Annotated in this window: 20 protein-coding genes and 1 riboswitch; of the genes, 1 reads left to right on the forward strand and 19 read right to left on the reverse strand. The window is 53.1% G+C overall.

The features are described from left to right. The 5 genes from ULO1_RS07015 to ULO1_RS07030 form a co-directional block, all read right to left on the reverse strand. Nucleotides 1-742, reverse strand: a 742-nt coding sequence (locus tag ULO1_RS07015) for a DMT family transporter (protein ID WP_079933256.1), incomplete at its 3' end; no start/stop codon positions are given. A 45-nt stretch (nt 743-787) separates the two neighbouring features. Next, nucleotides 788-985 carry a hypothetical protein gene (locus ULO1_RS14925; RefSeq protein ID WP_200803456.1) on the reverse strand — a complete coding sequence of 66 codons (198 nt, stop codon included), beginning with the start codon at nt 983-985 and terminating at the stop codon, nt 788-790. Nucleotides 986-1,280: 295 nt separating this feature from the next. Continuing rightward, nucleotides 1,281-1,469, reverse strand: a complete 189-nt coding sequence (locus ULO1_RS14930) for a hypothetical protein (RefSeq protein WP_200805663.1) — start codon at nt 1,467-1,469, stop codon at nt 1,281-1,283. Between the two features lie 103 nt (nt 1,470-1,572). Beyond that, on the reverse strand, nt 1,573-2,226 hold the full coding sequence (locus ULO1_RS07025; protein ID WP_143325425.1) for an EamA family transporter: 654 nt from the start codon (nt 2,224-2,226) through the stop codon (nt 1,573-1,575). Beyond that, nucleotides 2,187-2,387, reverse strand: a complete 201-nt coding sequence (locus tag ULO1_RS07030) for a hypothetical protein (protein ID WP_079933258.1) — start codon at nt 2,385-2,387, stop codon at nt 2,187-2,189. Before ULO1_RS07030 ends, ULO1_RS07025 begins: the two co-directional genes overlap by 40 nt. 237 nt (nt 2,388-2,624) lie before the next feature. Next, nucleotides 2,625-2,807, reverse strand: a riboswitch (cobalamin riboswitch). Nucleotides 2,808-2,951: 144 nt separating this feature from the next. On the opposite strand from ULO1_RS07030, the gene ULO1_RS07035 reads away from it, so the two are divergent. Beyond that, nucleotides 2,952-3,317: a DUF5362 family protein gene (locus ULO1_RS07035; RefSeq protein ID WP_079907294.1), complete on the forward strand. Its 366-nt coding sequence runs from the start codon at nt 2,952-2,954 to the stop codon at nt 3,315-3,317. Between the two features lie 87 nt (nt 3,318-3,404). Here ULO1_RS07035 and ULO1_RS15300 read toward each other — a convergent pair whose 3' ends face one another. The 14 genes from ULO1_RS15300 to murC all read right to left on the reverse strand — a co-directional run bounded on the left by ULO1_RS15300 (nt 3,405) and on the right by murC (nt 18,006). Next, the gene (locus ULO1_RS15300; protein ID WP_278308214.1) at nt 3,405-3,536 is read right to left on the reverse strand and encodes a hypothetical protein; all 132 of its coding nucleotides are present in this window, start codon (nt 3,534-3,536) and stop codon (nt 3,405-3,407) included. Between the two features lie 235 nt (nt 3,537-3,771). Further along, complete coding sequence (locus tag ULO1_RS07040) at nt 3,772-4,323, reverse strand: FmdE family protein (RefSeq protein WP_079907289.1); 552 nt, start codon at nt 4,321-4,323, stop codon at nt 3,772-3,774. 227 nt (nt 4,324-4,550) lie between these two features. Next, entirely contained in the window at nt 4,551-7,235 is a 2,685-nt protein-coding gene (gene fdhF, locus ULO1_RS07045; RefSeq protein ID WP_079933259.1) for a formate dehydrogenase subunit alpha, read from the reverse strand. A gap of 12 nt (nt 7,236-7,247) precedes the next feature. Further along, nucleotides 7,248-8,894 (reverse strand): NADH-quinone oxidoreductase subunit NuoF, encoded by a 1,647-nt coding sequence (nuoF, locus tag ULO1_RS07050; RefSeq protein WP_079933260.1) that lies wholly within the window; start codon nt 8,892-8,894, stop codon nt 7,248-7,250. Beyond that, a complete protein-coding gene (gene nuoE / locus ULO1_RS07055) occupies nt 8,891-9,376 on the reverse strand; it encodes an NADH-quinone oxidoreductase subunit NuoE (RefSeq protein ID WP_242946641.1) in 486 nt (161 codons plus the stop codon). Before nuoE ends, nuoF begins: the two co-directional genes overlap by 4 nt. 17 nt (nt 9,377-9,393) lie before the next feature. Further along, nucleotides 9,394-10,248, reverse strand: a complete 855-nt coding sequence (locus ULO1_RS07060) for a formate/nitrite transporter family protein (protein ID WP_079907281.1) — start codon at nt 10,246-10,248, stop codon at nt 9,394-9,396. Between the two features lie 146 nt (nt 10,249-10,394). Next, nucleotides 10,395-11,120 (reverse strand): RNA polymerase sporulation sigma factor SigE, encoded by a 726-nt coding sequence (sigE, locus tag ULO1_RS07065; RefSeq protein ID WP_078664593.1) that lies wholly within the window; start codon nt 11,118-11,120, stop codon nt 10,395-10,397. A gap of 1 nt (nt 11,121) precedes the next feature. Next, nucleotides 11,122-11,967: a sigma-E processing peptidase SpoIIGA gene (locus ULO1_RS07070; protein ID WP_159071906.1), complete on the reverse strand. Its 846-nt coding sequence runs from the start codon at nt 11,965-11,967 to the stop codon at nt 11,122-11,124. Nucleotides 11,968-12,093: 126 nt separating this feature from the next. Beyond that, entirely contained in the window at nt 12,094-13,176 is a 1,083-nt protein-coding gene (ftsZ, locus tag ULO1_RS07075; RefSeq protein WP_078664591.1) for a cell division protein FtsZ, read from the reverse strand. Nucleotides 13,177-13,257: 81 nt separating this feature from the next. After that, nucleotides 13,258-13,587, reverse strand: coding sequence for a small basic family protein (locus ULO1_RS07080; protein ID WP_078664590.1), 330 nt, complete (start codon nt 13,585-13,587; stop codon nt 13,258-13,260). Nucleotides 13,588-13,601: 14 nt separating this feature from the next. After that, the gene (locus tag ULO1_RS07085) at nt 13,602-14,342 is read right to left on the reverse strand and encodes a cell division protein FtsQ/DivIB (RefSeq protein WP_159071907.1); all 741 of its coding nucleotides are present in this window, start codon (nt 14,340-14,342) and stop codon (nt 13,602-13,604) included. Between the two features lie 91 nt (nt 14,343-14,433). Beyond that, complete coding sequence (murA, locus tag ULO1_RS07090) at nt 14,434-15,714, reverse strand: UDP-N-acetylglucosamine 1-carboxyvinyltransferase (protein ID WP_079933262.1); 1,281 nt, start codon at nt 15,712-15,714, stop codon at nt 14,434-14,436. A 4-nt stretch (nt 15,715-15,718) separates the two neighbouring features. Next, nucleotides 15,719-16,615 (reverse strand): UDP-N-acetylmuramate dehydrogenase, encoded by an 897-nt coding sequence (gene murB, locus ULO1_RS07095; RefSeq protein WP_079933263.1) that lies wholly within the window; start codon nt 16,613-16,615, stop codon nt 15,719-15,721. After that, complete coding sequence (gene murC / locus ULO1_RS07100; RefSeq protein WP_278308215.1) at nt 16,591-18,006, reverse strand: UDP-N-acetylmuramate--L-alanine ligase; 1,416 nt, start codon at nt 18,004-18,006, stop codon at nt 16,591-16,593. Before murC ends, murB begins: the two co-directional genes overlap by 25 nt. Nucleotides 18,007-18,077 lie beyond the last annotated feature (71 nt).

Consider the following 18,077-nt stretch of genomic DNA (forward strand, 5'->3'; position numbering starts at 1 on the left):
GTATTCCCGCCAGTCCCCCGCCAATCACCGGCACTCCATAGGCAAAGCAAACAGTAGGCAGCAAAGCCCCAAACAGGCCCATTAACCCGCCATACAACAACAGGTCCCCCACTTTTCCCCCTCCATCCCCTGTCAGAAACAAACTAAAAAAAATCGATGTAGTTATGGTTGCACCTGTAATAATCCAGGCGCTGCGGGCCCAGGGGGAAACCGAGGTTGCTACCCGTCCGGCGGCAGACAGATAACCAGTATAAGTTAGAGCTGATAAAAAACCCAGCATTACTCCCAGCCAGTGGAATTGCGGGCTGCTCCCGCCCTCAAGCCCGGCCGCCAGCACAGTACCAGGTACTAATAAAAACAGGGCCAACCAGCGACTGGGGCCCGGTTTTTCTCGAGTTAACAACCACTCCAATCCAACCCCTATCCAGGTAAACTGAAAAAGCAGAATGATACCCAGCGAGGCTGGCAACATAGCCAGGGCCCAGTAATAAAAAGCACCGGTTAGACCCGGCAGGGCCCCGGTTAGCAACAATTGTAGGATTTGCCTGCGGTCAGGTTTGCTTTGCCCTCTAGCTGCAATCAAAGCGATCAACCAGAGCAGGATCGCTCCAATCAAATTCTGGGTCATAGTCAGGGGGCCAGTGCCAACACCGCTGGCATAGGCCTGCTTGGCAAAACCGGGCAAGAGGCCATAGCTGGCTCCGCCTAAAAGTGCCAGCAAACTGGCTTGCAATTTAGTCATGTCCGAGCCTCCATTTTTAGTACGGTTTGGAAGTATTAAGAAGCATTATCGGGTAGATTTAATTTTCGTCAAGACACTCATAATTTTCTTAGCGCTCTGTAAAGCTTTTTCTTCCGTTTCACATTCGCTAGCTTTTAACCTCTCAAAGTAAACACCCTCGTGCAATAACATTGTTGTCCTTGCATGTGCCTCAGCTGGTGTTTCTTGATGAACTGTATCTCCATCTATTTCAACAACTAACATTATGCCATCCTTTATTATAACAAAATAAAGTTAATTTCTGGCTGAGATCTAAATAATAAACCATCACAGTTTCTCGATGCGATATTATCTGATCTTACTCTGCCTTGGTTTGTAATATTTTTTCCTGACAGCCAAGCTTTTGCTTTATCACGCCAATTTGAATCATTGGATGCCTGAGGGTATATCAAAACTTTTTCAAAACAATGATTATTATATGGAACTCCAACTGAAAATAACTTTTCATATATTCTTTCCTGGATTTTTTCTTTTTCTTCTACTATTTGAACGTATAAGTTTAACGGTAAATACAGATAGAGAGTATAAAAATAAGTTCCGCCATTCCAATTGTCAAAAAATTTGTCTGTACAACTTCTAAAACCGCATGTGCAAGTATGGCTACTTCTTTAGCTGACCCTTCTAATGCAAATAATTTTGCAACAGTTGCTACCATTGACTCGGAATATTCAATAAAAGGATCACTCAAAATAATCACCTCAACAAAATGAAATAGTCTCCATAACTTTACATTATTATAACACAAAAAAGGGGGGCAGAACCATGTCCTCCCCCTAAATTAATTACACAAATTACACACTTTTTACAGTCTTCTTTCGGTTCCCCTCAATGCTGATTAGCACAACCGCTGCCAGTACCAATACGGCCCCAGTCAGCTTGCTGCTATTCAGCTCCTCACCGGCCCAGAACCAGCCCAGCAATACTGCTACCACCGGATTGACATAGGCATAGGTTGACACCCAGAGGGGATCTGCATTTTTTAACAACCAGATGTAGGCGCTATAACCCACTAGCGAACCAAACAGCACCAGATAACCAAAAGCCAGCCAGGACTGCATCGTAACCTCATTCAGGTCCAACCGGCCCGCCTCTCCCAGCAAAATACTTGCCCCCAGACAGGCCAGCCCTCCGGCCAGCATTTGCATGCCAATGGCAAGCCAGGCCGAATCAGGCCAGTTAGCCTTGCGGGAGTAAATAGAGCCCCAGGCCCAGGAGATCGCCGCCAGCACCACAATTAAGTAATAGCTGTTAATCGCCCCCGAAACACTGGCCAGTGAAGGCGAAATCAGCCAGAGGATCCCAGTGAAACCGAGGATCAAGCCCAGCCATTCCAGGGGCTGCGGCCGTGGCCGTGCCCCCGTGGCCCAGGCTATTAAGGCCATCCAGAGGGGTACAGTAGCGATAATCAAGGCAGCATACCGGAAGGCACCTGCTGTTCCCCCCACACCACGCCGCCATTACCGCCCAGAAGCAAAAGCGAGCCGGCAATCACCGCATATTTCCATTGTTCTACTGTGGGTCTCGGCGCTCCACCTAACCTCGTCCAGCCGTAGAGCATGCTCTTGACACAGGCTTGCCACATCTGAGCGGGCGTGAGCTTATCCATTTTATCACCTCCAGATCGCTTGAGTTAATTATAAACTATAAAATAATGTCGCGCTTCTAATTTTTTGCTGTCTAATTAGCAAAAAAAGAAAAAGGCGGATCAACTCCGCCCTCTATAATAACATCGCCTGGGTAGACGATAATGGGATAGCAAAAATAAAATCCTCTGCCTTTACAAGCAGAGGACTATTGGCCCACAGAAATAAGCCTTTACTCCCCCTGCCTGTCCGCGCAGGCTCAGGTCACCAACGGAATGAGCAGGTCTCCTGGCTTAAGATCATCGCTCCCTCAGCCTTCCCGGATTAACCCAGTGGCTAAATTGAGGTCGCTCCCTTTCACAGTGGCGGGACCGCGTCAGATTCGCACTGACTTCCCTTTTCAGTTCCGTTTATACGGAACCACTCATTCCTGCTATGTTTTTGTTTATCATAACACAGTTTCAGTGGAAATGCAAGTACTACCAGTCCTGGCCTATATTTTTCTTCCATTTTTGGCGAACTTAAGAGGAATTTGTCAACAAAGGGAGAATATATCTGATTATAAAAAATGTAAATGGGGTGATATTTTGGTTGACAGGGAAATTTTATCTCAACACAGCAGGTGGGTAGGTTTTGTAGGTATAATGACTGTTATTTTCGGCGTTATTTCAGCTATTGCTGGTCTCTTTGCTTTTATCGTAGGTGCAATTCCTGGAATTATTACGATAATACTGGGACTGAAACTGCGCGGTGCAAAAAAATATGCCGACCAGATCATCGCTTCCGGTGGCGATTCCACTCAGTTGAACATGTTGTTTATGAACCTTAATACTTACTTTAAAATTCAAGGAGTATTAATCATTATCAATTTGATTATGATAGCCCTGGCGATTTTCTTCGGAATATTTGCCGGTGTTGCCTCAATGAACATGATGAGCCCCAATTCATTCTAGCAGTAATATAAAAATCAATCGAGTAGAAAGGGGTGATTAACCCCCGTCCTCTCACACCACCGTATGTACCGTTCGGTATACGGCGGTTCACCAAGCTTGACGAATGCGATGATAACGTTCAGTTAAACTCTTCAAGCCCTGACTATGCCAGTAGGCATTGTTCAGGGCGTTATTTAATTGTCGAGACATACGCCAGTAGCCTTTACGGGCATTAGCCATTATACATTATATGGACTACTCGCTCCGGTAGGCCCAGGGTTCGTGTTCGGCCCTTCACCAGTTTGACGTCAATACTGCTTCAGATTCCAACTCACGGAGGACACCCTGTCTTAAGCTACGGCTACTGCTACCTTCGCCGTTCGGGATTTTCACCCTATAGACAACGTCCATGCCGGGCGCACAAAAATTAGGGAGGGCAAATTTTTGCCTTCTCCCTGTCATGTACTATACAAATTTACCAGCCACGATTATACTCCCCGGCACAGGGAATGCAGACAAACTGACCATCTTTTACCCTGAGTCGGGCTTCCATCACTGATTCCCCGCACTCCGCACAGGTCCAGGACTTATAGATTCGGGCCCGCTCCGGAAATTCCAGTGGAATTTTTTGCACAGTACAAAAATCATCTTCCTGTAGCTCCAGTATAAACCGGATTCTTCCCTCCCGGTCAAGCCCCAGCTTTTCCAGTTCCTGTCGCCAGCCGACGCTCTTTACCACTATTCTGATTGCTTCCCTGTTTTTCCTATTCCCTATAGTATAAACCTGTTTGCCATAATCCCGGTAAAGCAAATTTCCTTTACCTAGCGTACAGCCCGTTAATACCTGAATAGCATCCACCCCACAGGCATCATTTTCCACAATCGCTACCAGCTCCTCATCCTGAGCTCGCTCTACCCCCAGCTCTTTAAGGGCGATTTGCGCTACCCGGTAGCCCACTGCCAGACCAGGACATTCATGGCCGTGAAACTCTACACATCTTTCCCAGGGCGTTCTCGTTCTTTCCATAACAGCTTCCCTCCATTCTGTAGAAAAATTATATACCTGTAGCTAAAATTTAGCAATAAGATGGATAGGTGGGCAGGTTTTGTCGGCATTATGTCCATTATTTTCGGCACCATTTCGGCCAGCGGCGGTCTCTTTGCCTTTGCTGTGAGTGCGATTAAAAAAATACGCCGACCAGATTATAGCTTCCGGTGGCGATCAGACTCAGATGAACCTGTTGTTTATGAGCCTTACAATTTCCTTATCTTCACCGCACTGATTTTCAACTCCGGAATCTTGCAGACCGGATCAAAAGCTGCATTGGTCAGGACATTGGTTGGCGTCTCCTGATAGTGGAAAGTGAGAAATACCATGCCCGGTGGCACCAGATCGGTTACCTGCACCCGGGTTTCCACCCTACCGCGCCGGGAAGTCACTTCCACCCGGTCTCCATCCTTGATGCCAAAACGGTCTGCATCCTGTGGATGAATCTGCATCAGCTCCTCAGGCCGGATCAGATCCAGCCGGGTACGCCGGGTCATGGAACCGGTATGGAACTGGTAGAGATTGCGGCCGGTATTGAGCAGAAGCGGATACTCAGCATCGGGTTCCTCTGCGGCCGGAATATGCTCAACGGCATGGAAGCGGCCTTTGCCGCGGGCGAATTTTTCCGCATGCAAGTAAGGAGTGCCGGGATGGCCGGGAGTAGGACAGGGCCACTGGATGCCGCCTTCCTCCAGGCGGGCATAGGTGATACCGCCATAGAGGGGATTGACCAGGGCGATTTCCTCCATAATCTGCTCCGGGCCCCTGGGATAATGCCAGTCATGGCCCAGCCGCCGGGCCAGCTCCAGGATAATCTGCCAGTCCGGCCGGGCTTCCCCGGGAGGATTAATGGCCTGGTGCACCCGCTGGATGCGCCGTTCGGTATTGGTAAAGGTCCCTTCTTTTTCGGCGAAGGTGACGGCAGGCAAAACCACATGAGCCAGCCGGGCCGTTTCCGTCAGGAAAATATCCTGCACCAGCAAAAACTCCAGGTTTTCCATGGCCTTGCGTACATGGTTGACATCAGGGTCAGCCAGCATGGGGTTCTCACCCATGATATACATGGCTGCAATCTCGCCCCTTGCAGCGGCATTCATCATCTCTGTCAGGGTCAGGCCCGGAGTAGACGGCAGCTCAGTGCGCCAGATGGTTTCAAACTTCTGCCGGTTTTCCTCCGCTTCCACCAGCTGGTAACCGGGATAGTAGTTGGGCAGGGCTCCCATGTCGCAGGCACCCTGAACATTGTTTTGCCCCCGCAAGGGATAAACCCCGGTGCCGGGCCGGCCCACATTGCCGGTGAGGATGGCCAGGTTGGCGACAGCCAGTACATTCTGGGTACCGGAAGTATGCTGGGTGATGCCCATGGCATAGATGATGCAGGCCCGTTCCGCCTGGCCATAAAGGCGGGCAGCAGCCCTGATTTGTTCCGCCGGCACGCCGGTGATTTTCTCTACCCGTTCCAGCGGATATTCCTCCACTTTGCGCCGGAATTCCTCAAAGCCTTCACTGCGCTCAGCTACAAAGGCCTGATCCCAGAGGTTTTCCTGCAATATTACATGCGCCAGGCCGTTAAGCAGGGCGATATCCGTACCGGGCCGGTGTCTGAGCCAGAGGTCAGCATAGCGGACCAGCTCGATGCGCCGCGGGTCGGCCACAATCAATTTGGCCCCCCGCTTCACTGCCTGCTTGATGCGGTAACCGGTAACGGGATGGGCCTCAGTGGTGTTGGCCCCGATCAAAAGCATAACCTGGGTTTCCAGTAAGTCATGTATGGAGTTGGTCATAGCGCCACTGCCAAATGCTGTTGCCAGACCGGCAACGGTAGAGCTGTGTCAAAGGCGGGCGCAATGATCAATATGGTTGGTTTTTAGCACTGCCCGCATCAGTTTCTGGAAAAGGTAATTTTCCTCATTGGTACATTTAGCTGAAGCCAGCCCGGCGATGGCCTGGCCGCCCCGCCGCTGCAAAATGTCCCGCAATCGGCTGGCAGCATAGTCCAGGGCTTCCTCCCAGCTTACCGGTACCAGTTCCCCGTTTTTGCGCAGCAAAGGCCGCGTCAGGCGGTCTGGTGAGTGGACATAATCCCAGCCAAACTGGCCTTTAGCGCAGAGATGGCCCTGGTTGGGCCCGGCTTTGTCCCCTGTTACTCCCACAATCCGGTTATCCCTGACTTTCAAAAATAACTGGCAACCGACTCCACAATAGGAACAGGTAGTCTTAACTTTGCGGATTTCCCAGTGCCGACCCTGCCAGAGGGAGGATTTTTCCACCAGAGCCGCTACCGGACAGACATTGACACACATGCCACAGGCAGTGCAGGTGGTTTCCTGTAATGGGTCATCATAGGCAGATGTAACCTTGGTCTGAATGCCCCGGCCCATGAAATCATAGACATGGGCACCATTGACCTCAGCGCAGATGGCAACGCATTTGCCGCATTTAATACAGCGACCATAATCGCGGATGAAAAAGGGATTGGTGTCATCAATAGGAAAGACCTGTTTTTCCCCGTCCTTATAGGGAGTATCCTCCACCTGATAGCGATAACAGTAATCCTGCAATCGGCAGTCACCATTGCGGGGACAGGTCAGACAGCGCAAATCATGGTTGGCAATGAGCAGACGCAGAATTTCCCGGCGCGCCTCTACTACCCGCTCCGATTCGGTTTGAATTTCCATCCCTTCTTCTACCGGAGTGGCGCAGGCGGCCAGCAGTTTGCGGGCCCCTTTTACTTCCACCACACAAAGGCGGCAACCGCCGAAAATAGGCAACCCCTCTTCATAGCAGAGAGTGGGGATAAAAATGCCATTGTTCTGGGCTGCCTTGAGTATGGTCCATTCTTTCGGTACCGTATATTCCTGGCCATTGATTTTCAGACGTATCTGATTCATGGCTTCACCTCCTTAAGCCTGGGCCTGTAATTTGGCGGCCCGTTGCCGCATGCGCACCAGGGGCTTACAGACTCCGGCCGGACAATCCTGCCGGCGCACATGCAGTTCATATTCCTCCCGGAAATAGCGGAGAGTGCTGAGGACGGGATTGGGTGCCGATTGTCCTAGCCCGCAGAGGGAGGAATCGATAATGTTGCGGCTTAAGCTTTCGATCCGCTCCAGATCCCCTTCCTGTCCTTTGCCTTCCACCAGTCGCTGCAGGATTTCCAGCAAACGGGTGGTCCCTTCCCGGCAGGGTGTGCATTTGCCACAGGACTCCATTCTGGTAAAGGAAAGGAAGAAACGGGCCAGTTCCACCATGCAGGTGGTTTCATCCATCACTACCAGACCGCCGGAGCCCATCATCGCCCCGGCCGCCAGTAAAGAATCATAATCAATAGGCAGGTCCAGATGTTCTTCGGTCAGACATCCGCCGGAAGGCCCTCCGATTTGTACGGCTTTGAATTTCTTGCCACCGCGGATGCCACCACCAATATCGAAGATGATTTCCCGCAGGGTAATGCCCATGGGCACCTCCACCAGACCAGTATTGTTAACCTTGCCGGTGAGGGCAAAAACTTTGGTGCCCTTGCTTTTTTCTGTGCCAATGGCAGCATAGCGGGCCGCTCCCTGGTTGATAATCAAGGGGACATTGGCAAATGTCTCCACATTATTGACATTGGTGGGTTTGCCCCAGAGACCGCTCACGGCGGGAAAGGGCGGACGGGGCCGGGGCATACCCCGATTGCCCTGGATGGATTCAATCAGGGCTGTTTCTTCCCCACAAACAAAGGCACCGGCACCCTGTTTGATTTTAATGCGGAAATTGAAACCTTTGCCCAGGATATTTTCCCCCAGATAACCTTTAGCTTCAGCCTGTTGCAGGGCAATCCCCAGACGTTTGACAGCCAGGGGATATTCGGCCCGGATATATATGTACCCCTCGTCAGCCCCAATGGCATAACCGGCAATCAACATGCCTTCAATAACAGCATGAGGGTCCCCTTCACAGATGCTGCGGTCCATAAAGGCCCCTGGGTCTCCTTCATCAGCATTGCAAACCACATATTTTTTGGTGCCAGGAGCATTCCGGGTAATCTCCCACTTGGTTCCGGTAGGAAAACCGCCCCCACCCCGGCCTCTGAGGCCAGAAGCTTTGATTTCGGCAATTACCTCTTCGGGGGCCATAGTAAGAGCTTTAGCCAGAGCCTGGTAACCCCCACTGGCCAGATAATCTTCGATATTTTCCGGATCGATCAGCCCACAGCGGGCCAGCACCCTCCGTTGCTGCTTCTGGTAAAAAGGTACCTCATGGCGGGTTTTTACCTTCTGCCCCGTTTCCGGTACGGTATAAAGTAACTCTTCAGCCACCCGCCCTGCCTGCAGGGCAGCTGCTAAGTCTGGCGCCTGCTGGGGCTTGACCTGGCAATAGAAAATATCATCGGGTTCGATTAAAACCAGGGGGCCCTGTTCGCAAAAGCCGTGACAGCCCGTGAATTTCAACTGAAACTTATCCGCCAGCCCCCGGGTGCTGAGTTCCCGTTCCAGAGCCGCAAACAGCGGCCGGGAACGGGAGGAAACGCATCCCGTTCCGCCACAGATCAAAATGGTTTTCTTCACTGCTCCATTCCCTCCTGTTGCCGGTATTGGGCCAGCACTTCCGTTACTTTTTCCGGAGTCATCTTACCGTGGGTATCATCATTGACAGTGATAACCGGGGCCAGGCCACAGGCCCCAATACAGGCCACTGACTCCAGGGTGAATTGCAAATCCGGCGTGGTTTCTCCCGGTTTAATGCCCAGCTCCTTTTCCAGGGCCGCCAGCACCGCCGGTGCCCCCCGCACATGGCAGGCCGTGCCCATACAAATGCGAATGATATTTTTGCCCCGGGGTTCCAGATGAAACTGAGAGTAAAAGGTCGCTACCCCCAGCACCTTGGCCAGGGACAGGCCCAGCCCTGCCGCTATTTGTTCCAGCACCTCCCGGGGCAAATACCCCACCTGATCCTGAGCTTCCTGCAAAAGGGGGATTAGCCCCCCATCACTGCCCCGGTATTTTTCGATCAGCCTGGAGATGTCTTCCTGTGGGATCGGTATTGCCAAACTCGCTCCCTCCTCGACTATACTCGCTTGTACAGATAAACAAACCAGTAGGCCAGTCCGACAAAAACGGCTCCGCCAATAATATTCCCAATGGTGACCGGAAAAATGTTTTTCCAGAACATCGTTGCCCAGGTCAAGCTGGCCAGGTCCCCCGGGGCCCCGGCCGCCTGCCAGGCAGATTGTACCGCCGGTACATGTTTGACCAGCCAGGCAAAAGGCAGGAAATACATATTGGCGATACTGTGTTCAAAGCCGGAGGCGACAAAGGCGGTAATGGGAAAGATGATGGCCAGCAGTTTGTCGGACAGGGTGCGGCCCGCATAGGTCAACCAGACGGCCAGAACCACCAGCATATTGGCCAGGGTACCCCGGATCACCTGGGTGAGAAAATCATATTTCAGCTTGCCAAAGGCGATTTTCAGGGACTCCACCGCAAAGAAATGGTCCTTCACCGCATATTGCTGGGAATAATATACCAGCAGAGCTACCCCAAAGGCACCGATGAAATTGCCGATATAGACCAGCACCCAGTTGCGCAACAGGTCCCTGAGGGTGATTTTGCGGGTCATATAGGCGATGACCAGGAGGGTATTACCGGTGAACAGCTCCGCTCCCGTGATCACCACCAGAATCAGGCCCAGGGAAAAGGCCAGACCGCCCAGTAACCGGGAAATACTATATCCTGTTTCTGCCTGAAACACCGCCATGGTATAAAATTCCCCGGCCAGAGCGATAAAGGCTCCGGCCAGAATCCCCAGCATCACCGTACTGCGCAGGCTGTTTTTGGCTTTTTTCACCCCGATACTCTCCGCCTTCTCGGTAACCGCATCAGGGGTGAGGATATCCACACTCAATTTGGGATGGTCAGCCATGAACTCCCTCCTCTCATTCTTTGTTCTCGCTTAGTTTGTCTGATTTTGGTCTGTTGTATTAGTGAAGTAAAGTGTCAGAATATCTGGCAATAAAAAAAACCTCCCGCCTGAGCAGGAAGGTCATGTCTCATAGATAAATTTCTCTGTCACTCCATCCGGCAAATTTCCCGTTTCATCTTCTTGATAATCTTCTTTTCCAGCCGGGAAATGTAGGACTGGGATATCCCCAGCAGATCAGCCACTTCCTTCTGGGTCATTTCCCGCCCGTTTTCCAGACCAAAACGCAGTTCCATGATTTTGCGCTCCCGTCCGCTGAGCTTCTCCAGAGCCAGCTGCAAGAGGCGGCGGTCCACCTCATCTTCCAGCTGCTTATAAATACTGTCATTTTCCGTACCCAGTACATCGGAAAGCAATAATTCATTGCCATCCCAGTCCACATTCAGGGGTTCATCAAAGGAAACCTCAATCCGGGTTTTATTGTTGCGGCGCAGATACATCAGGATTTCGTTTTCAATGCAGCGGGAAGCATAGGTAGCCAGCTTGATTTTCTTTTCCGGCACAAAGGTATTGACCGCCTTGATCAAGCCGATATTGCCAATGGAAACCAGGTCCTCAATACCAATTCCGGTATTTTCAAACTTGCGGGCAATATAGACTACCAGGCGCAAATTGCGTTCAATCAAAATCTCCTTGACGGATTGGTCTCCTGCCTCCAGGCGTTCAATCAAATAGGCTTCTTCTTCAGGGGCTAAAGGCGGCGGTAGAGTTTCACTGCTGCCGATATAATGGACGGGCCGCAACAAGCCCAGGCGTTTTAACCAGGGTAAAATCCATAAATACAATCTCCATTTCAGTTTGCGCCACCAGCTCACGCTAAATCCCCTCCTCTATTCTCTCTGGTAATAAAGCTTGATAGTGCTCGCCCAGACTCCCTTCATAAATCGCTACCAGCAAACGCTGACTGCGCACCGTCCTGTCTGCGCTTTCTATTTCCACCCAGTCGGGTTTAAAAGCCGGCAAAAGGCCCTGCTGGTGCCCCAGGCCCTGAAAAGGCACCCAGCGCCAGCGGGTTTCCCAGCCGGGCTGGTCCAGGCGCTCAGGCAAAAGCTGCTTGACTGCCTCTTTTTCCACCACCAGCACCGGCCAGCCGCTTAATGGCTCCACCAGGTGATTGCCGCTGTCCAGCCAGCCCTGACAGGCCACCACCTGCTCTCCCACCGCCACCCGCACCAGCCGCTGATAGGCCCGCCGGGCAGCCTGACGCAAAGTGAGCAAAGGCTGGCAAAGGCCCCAGAGCCAGCCCAGCACCGCCATCAGGGGTAAGGCCCAGGCCAGGGCGCTGAATATCGGCCACAAACGGTCTGTAAAGGCCGTCCCCTGCCTTTCTGCCCAGAAAAGCAGGCCCAGTACCCCGCCCCCCAGGGCAAAGGAGACCAGATAAAAATGGATCAACTGTCCCAGCAACTGCCGCCAGGAAGACCAGGGATACCAGACCACCGTTACCATGAGCAGGGAGAGCCCAAACTTCTCCAGGACTACCAGCCAGGGTGACTGACTGAAGAAGGCATAAGCTAAACTGGCCAGGGCCCCCAGCCCCGCCCCCAGCCAGGCCCGCCAGCGAGCCGGATAGGGGCGGTAAAGCCGTCCACACAGCCAGATAATCAGCCAGTTAAGACTGAGGTTAAGCAGGAAAATATCCTCAGCGTAGAGGGTGCCCATCGGCTGCACCTCCCGTTCCATCCTGATTATACAACAGAAGCAGGTCAGAAATTTGTCTAAATCGGGCAGGCAAAAAAGAAAACTCCTGTCTAATCCAGACAGGAGTTTGTCGAAATCCTGGTAAGTTTAGCGGCGGTTGCGCAGGAAAGGCGGGATGACAATATTGTCATCACTGGGTGCCACGGTACGGCCATAAAGCTTGTCCTGCTGACCAGGCCGCTGGAAGGGATTGCTGCCCTGGCTGACCCGCTCTGTAACCTGATCAAAGCCAGTGGCGATCACGGTTACCCGTACTTCATCCTTGAGGTTATCATCGATAACGGCACCGAAGATGATATTGGCATCAGGATCAGCGGCATTGGTGATGGTTTCTGCCGCTTCATAGACTTCCAGAATGCCCAGCTTGCTGTCCCCGGTGATATTGATCAGCACCCCTTTAGCGCCATCAATGGAGGTTTCCAGCAAGGGGCTGGAAATAGCCATCCGGGCCGCTTCCGCTGCCCGCTTTTCCCCGGTAGCGGTGCCGATCCCCATCAGGGCTGAACCGGTTTCGAACATGATGGTTTTCACATCCGCAAAATCCAGGTTGATTAAGCCGGGCACAGCAATCACGTCGGTGATGCCCTGGACCCCTTGCCGCAACACATCATCGGCCAGGCGGAAGGCATCAATGAAGGAAGTGTTCTTGTCAGCGATTTGCAGCAAACGGTCATTGGGGATGGTGATCAGAGTATCCACCCGGGCCTTGAGGTTGGCCACCCCCCGTTCTGCCTGGGTCATGCGCTTGCGGCCCTCAAAGCTGAAGGGCTTGGTCACTACCCCCACAGTCAGAGCGCCCAGCTCCTTGGCCACCTCAGCCACTACCGGCGCAGCTCCGGTACCGGTGCCACCGCCCATGCCGGCAGTAACAAAGACCATATCTGCCCCCTTGAGGGCTTCCACCAGGGCATCCCGGCTTTCTTCTGCCGCTCTCTCCCCGATATCGGGATTGGCCCCGGCACCCAGACCCTTGGTCAGCTTGGCGCCAATCTGGATTTTGTGACTGGCCTGGGAAAGATACAAGGCCTGTGCATCCGTATTCACAGCTATAAACTCCACACCTTTGAGGCCGGAGGCTATCATGCGGTTAACAGCGTTATTTCCACCGCCACCCACGCCGATTACTTTTATGTTGCAGAACTGATTCAAGTCCAGATCGAATTCCAGCATTTACCTAACCTCCCTTAAAAAGTCCCTGTAATAAGATTCAACGCGGAAGGCGGTTTTCCTTTTTTTTAATAGGGTTTTTTTCTAATTTTTTATGAGATAACGGCGGATTATGGCCAGGTTCTGGAACAGGCGTACCCCGAAGGCAAAAATTGCCGCCATGTAGAGGTCAACCCCCAGCCTTTCCCCCAGGTAGGCCAGCAAACCGGCCATCAGGGTATTGGTAAAAAAGCCACTGATAAAGATTTTAGTATCAAATTTCCCTTCCATGCCTGCGCGGATACCGCCAAAAACGGAATCAAGGGCAGCCAGCACTGCCACTGACAGATAACGGGCATAGGTTACCGGCAAAGCCAGGGGAGAACTTAAACCGATCACTAATCCTATAATCAGACCCAGGATGGGCAACCACATTTTCCTGTCCTCCTTTATTCCACCGTCTTATAGGTGGGATAGCCCTGATGGCTAACATCCACATACAATAGTTTTTTATCTTTTACCTCTTTCCATACCTGCAAAAAGAGATTTATCTTCTGTTGCCCTCTCTCTCCGTCGCCCAGCCGTACTTCAATGCCATCCACCGTATACAGTTTCAGATTGTTTTCATCCCGCACATCGATTTCCGATGTTGAGAGGTACAATTCCCGGGGCAAAATCTTGAGCAGCGCCAGGCCACTGCTGATTCCCGGCTGGTTTAGCTTCAGTCCCGGGTGAGGCTGTTTTAGCTGGATACCGGTCAAAAGAGGCAAATTTTTTTCCTGGAGGGAATCCACTGCCTGCAGTAATACCCCCTCTTCATCGATCAGCCAGAAGCGCCCCTGGTAAGGCACCAGCCCCAGACCCTGGCGTTCCTGGACGGCAATGATAATCCGGGAGGGTAAGTCCCGTTTTACCTCCACTCCCTTTAACAGGGGGTGCATGGCCAGTTTACGCGCCGCTTCCCCGGTATTGACCTTGAAGATATTTTCGCCGGGGTTGATCCCACTCATCTTGCGCAGGGAATCCTGCTCCAGGACATTATTCCCCTGCACAACAATACTGTTAATATTAAACAAAGATGATTGCAAAAAAACATAAAAAGCTGTCACCAGCAAAGCCAGAAAAAACAAACTCTGCCACAGGCGCCAGCGCCGCCTGGGCCGACCATAACGAGCCACCTTCCGCTGCAAGCCTCTCACCTCCCCGGTTCTTTTTTATTATACTGCATTTTAATGTCTGCGGCGAGAGGGCCTGTCCAGGAAAAAACCAAAAAAAGCAGCCTTAGCTGCCTGTAATCCGGCGCATCTGCGCCCCTACCTGACAATACTTCTCTACGAAGGCCTCATAACCCCGCTCCAGGTGCTGAATATTTTCCACAATGGTCTTTCCTTCTGCTGCCAGCCCGGCCAGAGCCAGGGCGGCAGCTGCTCTCAGGTCGGTAGCACTCACTTCTGCCCCGGTCAGCTTGGCTACTCCTTTAATAAAGGCCGTGCCATTTTCCGTTTTGATACTGGCGCCCAGCCGGTTGAGCTCCGGTACTTGATTAAAGCGGGCTTCAAAAATATTTTCTGTAATCAAACTGATGCCAGGGACCAGGGTCAAGAGAGCCATAAACTGGGCCTGCATATCAGTGGGAAAGCCGGGATAGGGCTGGGTGCGAATATCCACCGCCTTCAACTGCCAGTCGTGCGGGAAAACGGTAATATAATCATCCCCGATTTCCAGCTTAACCCCCATTTCCATCAGTTTGGCGGTCACCGCTTCCACGTGCTCGGGTATAATGTTTTTCACCGTTAACTGGCCGTTGGTAATCACTCCCGCCACCAGATGGGTTCCCGCTTCAATGCGATCAGGAATAATACTGTGACTGGTTCCCTTCAGTTTTTTTACTCCCTCAATCTTGATTACATCTGTCCCGGCACCGCGGATGTGAGCTCCCATTTTGTTGAGCAAATTCTGCAAATCCACGATTTCCGGTTCCTTGGCAGCATTGCGGATTACCGTGGTACCGGCCGCCAGGGTAGCCGCCATCATAATGTTTTCCGTCGCACCCACACTGGCCACATCCAGGTGAATAACCGTTCCCTGCAAGGGCAGCGGGCCATGGGCTTTGATATATCCTCCCGAAATAGCTATATCCTGGCAGCCCAGGGCCCGAAATCCCTTGATATGCTGATCCATCTGCCGTGACCCGATACTGCAACCGCCGGGCATGGATAGATGAGCCATGCCGCAACGCGCTAGCAATGGACCCAGTAGAAGGTTGGAGGCCCGGATTTTGCGCACCAGTTCATTGGGCACTTCCCGGCTGGCATCCAGATTCCGGCCACTGATTGCCCACCGTCCGTCCTCCAGCTCCCTGATCGTCCCTCCCACCTGCTGGATTACTTCCAGCATTGCCTCCACATCTTTGATGCGGGGCAGATTGTCAAACACCACTTCTTCTTCGGTAAGCAATGCTGCTGCTAGCAGCGGCAAAGCCGCATTCTTGGCAGCACTGACAGTGATGGTACCTTGCAATGGGCGCCCACCCACAATTTCCAGTTTAGCCTGATTAGCCATGCTGTCACCCCACAATCTGCACTTCCGGTTCCAGCTTGATGCCGTGGACCTGGGCCACCCTCGCCTGAACCCGCTCCATCAGGCGCAAGGCCTCGCTTGCCGTACCTCCTCCTAAATTGACAAAAAAATTGGCATGCACCGGGGAGACCTGGATTTGGCCTTCCTGCCAGCCTTTGCAACCGGCGCTTTCAATCAGCCGACCGGCACTCCCCCCGGGGGGATTTTTGAACACACTGCCACAGCTGGGTAAGTTCAGGGGCTGATGCTGTTGCCGCCAGGCCAGCAGTTCCTGGGCCCGCTGCTGTAACTGAACCGGGTCAGCAGGTGTCAAACGGAAACTGGCTTCGATTACCACTCCTGGCCGCGCTGCCTTGAGCCGGGAGCTGCGGTAGCCATAATCCAGTTCCTGGCTGGACCAGACTTCCTTTTCTCCCTGCCAGTTCAGGATGGTGACCTTCTCCACCACCTCGGCCATCTGGCCGCCATGGGCGCCGGCATTCATCAGTACAGCCCCGCCCACAGTGGCCGGTATGCCCCCGGCCCATTCCAGTCCGGCCAGACCGGCCGCCATGGTTTTCCGGGCCAGTACCGGCAACAATACCCCTGCCTGGGCCCTGATTTTTTCCCCGCTCAGTTCCAGCTGCTGCAGTTTGCTCAGTTTGAGGGCAACTCCCGGCCAGCCGCTATCCCTGACCAGCAGATTGGAGCCATTGCCCAGCACCAGCAGCGGAATTTGCTTCTCCTGGCAATAACGAAGCAAAGCCGCCACCTGATCCGGCCTTTCCGGCAGGACCAGGGCCCGGGCTGGTCCTCCCAGCTTCCAGGTGGTATGGCGGCTGAGCGGCTCCTGCCAGCGGATTTCCCCGAAATCTCCTTCTAGCCGGAAGCTACTTCTGTCCACAGCTGCCGCCCCTCTTTCTCTGCTTCCAGTAAAATTTGTGCCAGCTCTTCTCCCACCTGCCGGATATTACCCGCTCCCATGGTCAAGACCAGATCACCGGGCTGAAGAATTTGCAACAGCTTCTCCTTTAATTGAGGCAAAGTGGGACAATACAGGGTCCGGGCCCGCACCTCGGCAGGCATAGCGGCAATTATCACTTCTGTGCTTACCCCCGGGATGGGGTCTTCCCCCGCACTATAAATGTCTGTCAGTAACACCAGGTCAGCCTCAGCGAAAGATTGGGCGAATTCCTCCCCCAAAAATTTGGTCCGGGTGTAGCGGTGGGGCTGGAAACAGGCCACCAGCCGCCGGGGTCCAGCCTGACGTGCCGCTTTCAGGGTAGCCTGCACTTCGGTGGGATGATGGGCATAATCATCCACCACCCAGATACCCAGATGCCGGCCCAGGGTTTCAAACCGACGCATTACACCCTGGAACTGAGCCAACCCATCAGCGATCGCCGGAAAAGCCAGGCCAAAATGCCGGCCCAGGGCTACTGCCGCCAGGGCATTGACTGCATTATGGCGCCCGGGAACAGCCAGGCGCAACTGCCCCAGTTTTTGCCCACCCTCGTAGACGGTCGCCACCTGCCAGGCTCCTTCCCGCACCGGCTCCTCTACCCGGTAATCAGCAGTAGCAGCAAAACCGTAAGTCAGTTTAGGCCCCTTATGTTCAGCCGCCAGGCTGGCGGTGAGGGGATTGTCGATGCCCAGGACTGCCAGGCCATCGCCAGGCAAACGGTTCAGATAGGTGCGAAAAGCGGTGATGATTTTGCTCAAATCCCCGTAATAGTCCAGGTGGTCTGCCTCGATATTGGTTACCACGCCGTACTTGATGGGCAGTTTGAGGAAGGAACCATCGCTTTCATCCGCCTCGGCTACCAGATAACGGCCCTGACCCAGACGGGCATTGCCGCCGATGGTGCGGAAGGTCCCACCTACCACCACCGTGGGATCCAGCCCGGCCTGTAACAACATGGTGGCTACCATGCCGGTGGTAGTGGTCTTGCCATGAGCCCCGGCAATGCCAATTCCTTCCTGTTGCTGCATAAACCAGGCCAGCAAATCGGAGCGATGCCAGATAGGCAGACCTAATAGCTGAGCCCGCACCAGCTCGGGGTTTTCCGGCCTGATAGCGGTAGAAACCACCACCAGTTCTGCCCCCTCCACCAGTTCCGCCCGATGACCGATACTGACCCGGGCACCCATTCGCTCCAATTTGGCTGTTACCTGGCTGGCCTTCACATCCGAACCGCTCACCTGATGGCCACGGCCCAGCAGCAGTTCCGCCAGGCCGCTCATCCCTGAACCACCGATACCGATAAAATGGACCCGGCCCTTGATTTCTTTCACTGTGCTTCAACCCCTTTCCGGAAGCGCATAGCATTCTATGAATTTTGCCTATAATGTGTGACCGGGCTTGT

It is taken from the genome of Carboxydocella sp. ULO1, assembly GCF_002049255.1.
Taxonomy (GTDB): Bacteria; Bacillota.